The sequence below is a fragment of the Ideonella sp. P3_A4 genome, assembly GCF_056403075.1.
The window spans coordinates 1-1,664 of the sequence record NZ_JBFUGE010000963.1 but is presented as its reverse complement, the minus strand read 5'-3'; the positions used below and the strand labels follow the sequence as shown (position 1 = coordinate 1,664).

At 62.1% G+C, this 1,664-nt stretch carries 2 protein-coding genes; both read left to right on the top strand.

From position 1 onward, the window contains the following. The first annotated feature begins 107 nt into the window (after positions 1-107). Positions 108-1,373 (top strand): transcription termination factor Rho, encoded by a 1,266-nt coding sequence (rho, locus tag AC1DYI_RS34905; RefSeq protein WP_477208680.1) that lies wholly within the window; start codon positions 108-110, stop codon positions 1,371-1,373. Between the two features lie 182 nt (positions 1,374-1,555). Next, a partial coding sequence (locus AC1DYI_RS34900) for a 50S ribosomal protein L31 (protein WP_477208681.1) occupies positions 1,556-1,664 on the top strand: 109 nt, incomplete at its 3' end.

Sequence of the window (1,664 nt, the reverse complement as noted above, 5' to 3'; positions counted from 1 at the left end):
GCGGTATACGCCCAAGGCGCCGGTGATCCCCGGCGGTTGGGCACCACCGAACCGGCCCGGCGCATTTGAAGGCGCAACGCGGCTGTTTGCCCCAAGGGTGTTTGTCGATGCATCTGTCAGAACTCAAGGCGCTCCACGTTTCCGCCCTCATCCAGATGGGCGAGGAACTGGAGATCGACAACGTCTCGCGCCTGCGCAAGCAGGAGCTGATGTTCGCGATCATGAAAAAGCGCGCCAAGGCCGGCGAGCAAGTGTTCGGCGACGGCGTGCTGGAAGTGCTGCCCGACGGCTTCGGCTTCCTGCGCTCGATCGACACCAGCTACATGGCGTCGACCGACGACATCTACCTGTCGCCGAGCCAGATCCGCCGTTTCAACCTGCACACCGGCGATTTGATCGAAGGTGAAGTGCGGGTGCCGAAGGACGGCGAGCGCTACTTCGCGCTGGTCAAGGTCGACCGCGTGAACGGCCTGACGCCCGAGGAGAACAAGCACAAGATCATGTTCGAGAACTTGACCCCCCTCTTCCCGAAAGAGGCGTTCAAGCTCGAGCGTGATGCGTTCAAGGGTGAAGAAAACATCACCGGCCGCATCATCGACCTGATCGCGCCGATCGGCAAAGGCCAGCGCGCGCTGCTCGTGGCGCAGCCCAAGACCGGCAAGACGGTGATGATGCAGCACCTGGCGCATGCCATCGTTGCCAACCACCCGGACGTGCACCTGATCGTGCTGCTGGTCGACGAGCGCCCTGAAGAAGTGACCGAAATGCTGCGCACTGTGCGCGGCGAGGTCATCAGCTCGACCTTCGACGAGCCGGCAGCMCGCCACGTGCAGGTGGCCGAGATGGTGATCGAGCGCGCCAAGCGCTTGGTCGAGTTGCGCAAGGACGTGGTGATCCTGCTGGACTCGATCACCCGCCTGGCCCGCGCCTACAACAATGTGCTGCCCAGCTCCGGCAAGGTGCTGACCGGTGGTGTCGATGCCAATGCGCTACAACGCCCGAAGCGCTTCTTCGGCGCCGCGCGCAATGTCGAAGAAGGCGGCTCGCTGACCATCATCGGCACCGCGCTGATCGACACCGGCTCGCGCATGGACGAGGTGATCTACGAAGAATTCAAGGGCACCGGCAACTGCGAAATCCACCTGGATCGTCGCATGGCCGAGAAGCGTGTCTACCCGTCGATCCTGATCAACAAGTCAGGCACCCGGCGCGAAGAGCTGCTGCTGAAGCCCGAGATCCTGCAAAAGACCTGGATCCTGCGCAAKCTCATCTACCCGATGGACGAAATCGAGGCGATGGAGTTCATGCTCGACAAGATGAAGGCGAGCAAGACCAACCTCGACTTCTTCGACATGATGCGTCGCGGGGGTTGAGCCCCGAGCGCGAAACCGCCTGCTCGCGGACGGGTTCACGCCCATCGCCGGGCGCCTGGGTTGCAGTTCGCCTCCCAGGCTAGGCTATAATCTATGGTTTTCCGCTTACGGAATACCGCTTTGGCAAGTGCGGCGCATGGTGCGCGCGTGGCTGCCGACGATCACAGCGAGAGGCTTGCGCCATGAAAGAAGGCATTCACCCCAACTACCGCGACGTCTGTTTCGTGGATTTGTCCAACGGCTTCAAGTTCGTCACGCGCTCGTGCGCGCAGACCAAGGAAACCGTGAAGA